Annotated in this window: 6 protein-coding genes; all 6 read right to left on the bottom strand. The window is 56.8% G+C overall.

Annotated elements, in window-relative coordinates; genetic code table 11:
- Positions 1–277 (bottom strand): transposase (locus M511_RS18760; RefSeq protein WP_139824627.1); only part of this gene is annotated, 277 nt, incomplete at its 3' end.
- Positions 278–324: 47 nt separating this feature from the next.
- Positions 325–699, bottom strand: a complete 375-nt coding sequence (locus M511_RS18765) for a hypothetical protein (RefSeq protein WP_085503217.1) — start codon at positions 697–699, stop codon at positions 325–327.
- A 51-nt stretch (positions 700–750) separates the two neighbouring features.
- Positions 751–2,562, bottom strand: a complete 1,812-nt coding sequence (locus M511_RS18770; RefSeq protein ID WP_085503219.1) for a TniQ family protein — start codon at positions 2,560–2,562, stop codon at positions 751–753.
- A complete protein-coding gene (locus M511_RS18775; RefSeq protein ID WP_085503221.1) occupies positions 2,559–3,575 on the bottom strand; it encodes a TniB family NTP-binding protein in 1,017 nt (338 codons plus the stop codon). Before M511_RS18775 ends, M511_RS18770 begins: the two co-directional genes overlap by 4 nt.
- Positions 3,568–4,560, bottom strand: coding sequence for a hypothetical protein (locus M511_RS18780; RefSeq protein ID WP_085503223.1), 993 nt, complete (start codon positions 4,558–4,560; stop codon positions 3,568–3,570). The genes M511_RS18775 and M511_RS18780 overlap by 8 nt, the downstream gene beginning before the upstream one ends.
- Positions 4,561–4,601: 41 nt before the next feature.
- Positions 4,602–4,784, bottom strand: a 183-nt coding sequence (locus tag M511_RS18785) for an ATP-binding protein (RefSeq protein WP_176224586.1), incomplete at its 5' end; no start/stop codon positions are given.

Here is a 4,784-nt window from a genome sequence, read left to right on the forward strand (position 1 = left end):
CGATCATCACAGTCTTCTTCTCACCGTGCTTGGCGGCCAGCCCCGCCATCATCTTCGCGAAGATGCCTTTGTCGCTCCAACGCTTCCAGCGGTTGTAGAGCGTCTTATGTGGGCCGTACGCACTTGGTGCGTCGCGCCACCTTAAACCATTGCGATTGACGAAGATAATGCCACTCAGCACGCGTCGATCGTCAACGCGAGGTTTGCCATGGGACTTCGGGAAGAAGGGCTCCAGGCGCGCCATCTGCGCATCCGTCAGCCAGAAAAGATCAGACATGTTCACCGCTCGATTTTCGAACCGTGAATCACGCCGACAAGCGTAAATCAATGGGTCCTGACCCTAAAGACGGGAAGCGCTAATAGAGTCATGTATACCCATGCCATAACTGCGAAAAACCCGCATATCGTGATAAACAACAAGAAAAGAAGAGCTGAGATGAGAAATCCAGAATTTCTCCCCTTATCTGTGAGGCTCAAAATACTCCACTCCATTAACCAACCGAACGCGCCAAAAACTCCAATGGCTGACATCATTACTCCAAACACTACGGTGGAAATCTCGCCTGTTCTTTCGTAGGCAAGAAGGCCAAGTAGTCCGACGCCAAGCCATCGCCATATTTTCCAAAGCTCGTCTGTCGCTTTCCTTAAAACCTGAAAGGATCCGATAATATCATCCCATGTTTTTCTGCTTGTCATCATCTTCATCATGCTCTCGAAAATTTTAAATGCGAACTGAACTAGAAATCGGCTTCATCTCAGGGGCCTTCCTACATGCTCGGGCGGCTGTACGGCCTCCCTCAGAAAAATCTTGTTGAGATGCGCGAGAAAATCAAGCGGAATGATCCCGTTTCGTTCCAATCTGCGGGCAACATGATTGGCCTGAATGCGAGCCTCGGCTGCGAGTGCGCCGAGGGAGACGTACTGGTCGGCGAAAGCCTCCAGTTCGGCCTGGGCAATAAGCCTGGAGTGGCGCCGCTGCCGAGCGTTCCAGTGCGGGGCCGCCCGGAGATATCCCTCGCGCATAAACCATGCGATGGTCATCGTGTTGAGGTATAGCACGGCGCGGGCCTGGTTGATGGTGAAATGGTCTTCGGGAAGCGGCTCCTCGGGGCCGTAGACCAGATCGCGGAGTTCATCGCGATTGACGTACAGATCGCACATGTTGTGATTGCCAGGTTCCTGGCCGACGAACACGAGCTTTCCTTCGGCGATCATCGCCAGAATTTCTTCGCAGGTGACCGAGACGAGGCGTACGGCAGCAGCGACGCGGGAAGAATTCGGTGGCCTCTTATGGACAGCCTGAGCACGGCTGAACACCGCGTGCCGCAAACGGTCGAGTTCCTTGATGTCATACAGATCTGCAACCTTCTCACCGCGAAATGCTGCATTGACTTGGCCGCCTCGCTTGAGGCGATCGAAAATGTCCGGTGAAACACCAAGATGTTTCGCGGCGCGAACGCGCGGTATACAGGCAGAGATTCTAGAGAGGATCGGATCAACAGCATCAACGGCAAGATCCTGTCCTTCCCTGACTAGGGTCTTGAGCAGACGATCCGTGCGGGAAATATTCAGTCCGTAGGTTTCGGCGGCGCTTTGAACGGAATGGCATCGGCGCTGCTTGCATATCTGTCCCAGTAATTTTGTTCCGGACGGGATCGCCTGATGCGAGAAGATGAAGTCGGCGGTGTCATGTAAAACGCGCTCGTAACGAGGATCGCCTTTGGCTTTGTCCAACCAGATCCAAAGATTGCCAAGGGCAGGATAATAACCCGGCCGGGTAGATGGGCAAGCATCCCAGATCTCCTGGAGGAGAGGCGTGAAACCGTCATCCGTGCTTATTAGTTTTTGAAATGCCGCCTCCGTGGCAGTGGCGAGTTGCTCCTCGCTCAGCCGCCGAGGGGCTGTTGTCGCCCCAAAGCACAGGACGGCCCCGGCTCGTTCGCAGATCTGGGCGATCACGCTGACCTCCTGTCTGTCGAGCCAGTGGGGTGAACTTTGTCGGGTGAGGCGATGCAGCAACCAGGACTCGAAACCGTGCGGTCGAGATGTCGCAGCGTCCGCAACTCGCTGCACAGTCGCAAAATTCCGCTCGACCACACGGGCAAAGTCCAGCACGTATTGTGATGCAGGCGTCTGCGGCAGTGAGATGAGGGGAACCGCATGACGTGGACAGGTCCGGAATTGTGTCAGCTGCCAGTAGGTTCGACCGTATCGCCCCACGGGACCGCTGCGCTCATGATCCTCCATAATGCAACGGGGGCATAGTTTCACATCCCGCCGATTGACCGTTCGGCGATCAAGAATATGGCCACGAAAGCTGAACTGGCCCCTCGATCGGGGCGTAAGGGATTCGTGCAGCAGGGTCGCGCCATCAGTGTCAATGATTTCAGCGAAATGTTCAATTTCCTTAGGCTGGCCGCTTCGGAACAGCGGCCAGTTGACCCCGAGGTCGCGCAAGCAGTCTGAGACGCTGGGGACGCAAAGCTTCATGGCGATGCGCGACGCGATGCTGATCGCAGGTTCGAACGGCTTCGGCTGCAGGGAGAGTGCGAGGCCGGTCATTTTTTACGCCCCTTCTTTTTGGGTTCTGGGTTCGCTTCGTCAGGAACCTGGCCAAGCAACAGCAATCGCGCGTTGATCGAAGTATAGTCCTCGCGCAGGAAAGGGTTGAAATCCGGCATGCATCCAGACCGCCGGGCGAATGCCTGGATAAAGCATGAACGGCACAATTGCGATTTTCCGGCTCGCAGGGCAATTTCAATCGCGGAGAGGAGGAGTTCCACCGTCAGCCCGAACTCTTCCGCCGCTGCGTGGATCAAGCGCCGGACAAAGCTTCTGTCATGAAGGTCGGTGCCCATTTCCAATCTGGCCGCCTCTGCATAACCTGCAACCATCTTCATGATTGGCGCACCGTCCTGCGCAGGATCGAGCTTGGTGAAATGAACGGGGGTGAAGCGTCGGGCCAGTTGCGGATCCATATTGATCAGATCGCGAAGCTGCGGCATGCCGCTCAGGACGATGCTGACCGGCCAGTCGGGATTCTGCATCAACGCCTTCAGCGTGTTGATCATCGACTGCATTTCTCGGGCGTTCTGGTTGATGTAGAAATCCTGTGCTTCATCGAAATGCAGGACCAGCGTCTGACGCAGTCGCAGATTGTTCTGTACCAGGTCCCAGATGATGGCAGAGGTCCGGTCGCGGCGAAGCGGGTAGCCCAACACGTTCAGGCAGGCCAAACCCACGAATTTGACGCTGGCGGGTGAAGGCAGACTGAGGCTGACAGCTTCTGCCTTTTCGATCCCCGGCTGCAGAACCTGCAGATCCGGATGCGTTGCAAGGAGGCGCCTGACGGCCGTCGTTTTGCCCGACCCTGAATCGCCGATGACCGCGATCCCGCGCGCCTCGTTCTGGCTGCCAAGTTCCAGATCAGCGCGGCGCCGATTCAGCAATGTCGCGAAACTCTGCTGCAGTTCACGATAGTGCCGGTGTGCGAAAAATCTCGCCCGCAGCCGAGCCAGGACGCGATCAATTTCGTCCAGGCCGGTGGCTGGGGTTGCAAAAAGCTTCTTACTCATCGTCAAATCCCCAGTCACTTATATCGCGGGCGGTCTCTGGCGCGATGCTTTCCGTTGATTCTGCCGCCGGATCGATATCGTCCTCCGGAAGGGTGATCCGCTGACCAAAGAACCCTTCGGCCGGAGCTTCCATAATCGCGGATCCGGTTCTGAAACTGGTGTCATGGAATAAGTTCGCCTGGATGGCTTTGATCTGCTTGTAGGATGGCTCCCCTGGCATGACGCCCGCCCGGATGCAGGAGGCTTTGTCCATGGCACAGATTTCGTCTATTGCTCGCGTGCGGATTGGCTCTGACAATTCCGCTTCATGCGCATAGTGCTGTTTGATGACGCGGAATTTCTCGGTCCATTCGCCTAAAGAAACGCCGAAAAGCGGAGTCACGGAAACGGCCTCCGCTGTTTCCCAGCGGCCATTGATTTCGATCGAAATTGCGCCGATATCGGCCGGATCGGCCTTGACGCGGAGCGGTGTCTTATGGCCCCGTGCCCAAAGCTCCCGAAGCGCATCGCAGGAATAATGATGCGAGAACAACTCGATCCCTTTTTTTGAGGGCTTGCGGATGAACTCCACGCCGAACGCTGCGCGCAAGGTATGGATGTCGGCGTGCTCCGTCACCGCGAACTGGTCTTCCAACTCGCGCCAGCGATTGGCCGGTGATTGGCCATTGAGCCCGCAATGTGGTCTATTATTATAGTAATCAATGACGTAGAGCGAAAAAATGCGCGTCAAGTCTTCGTCGTCCAGCGCGGTACGCTTCTCGGTCGGATAGTCGCCGCGCGCCACCGGATTGGGAAATGCTCGTCTCGACAGATACGGTGTCAGATTGTGGCTGAGATTGCCGAAAAAGCGTTCGTCATGCGCGCGAAGTTCAGGTGTCAACGGCGGAGCAAAAGTCGGCCGGGGCGGCGGCGTAAAGTCCGGCCAGTTGGGGGGTGCGCCATGGCGCGCGCGCTGGCCACATAGCTGGCGCGAGCCATGGCGCACTGGCCCCTTAGGGCCAATCGTGGGTAGATATTTTATGGTGATCAGCGCTGTTTACGGGCTGTGCTGTTGGCGAGGCGATAGCTTTCGCCGTTCATCTCGATGATGTTGACGTGGTGGGTCAGTCGGTCGAGCAGCGCGCCGGTGAGACGCTCGGAACCGAAGGTTTCCGTCCATTCATCGAAGGGCAGATTGCTGGTGATCAGGGTCGATCTGCGCTCATAGCG

The sequence above is a fragment of the Paracoccus sp. J56 genome, from assembly GCF_019633685.1.
Classification (GTDB): domain Bacteria; phylum Pseudomonadota; class Alphaproteobacteria; order Rhodobacterales; family Rhodobacteraceae; genus Paracoccus; species Paracoccus kondratievae.

Excerpts from the sequence above, each read along its gene's own strand:
- M511_RS18775 (WP_085503221.1), bottom strand. The coding sequence starts at position 3,575 with ATGAGTAAGAAGCTTTTTGCAACCCCAGCCACCGGCCTGGACGAAATT.
- M511_RS18770 (WP_085503219.1), bottom strand. The coding sequence starts at position 2,562 with ATGACCGGCCTCGCACTCTCCCTGCAGCCGAAGCCGTTCGAACCTGCG.
- M511_RS18765 (WP_085503217.1), bottom strand. The coding sequence starts at position 699 with ATGATGACAAGCAGAAAAACATGGGATGATATTATCGGATCCTTTCAG.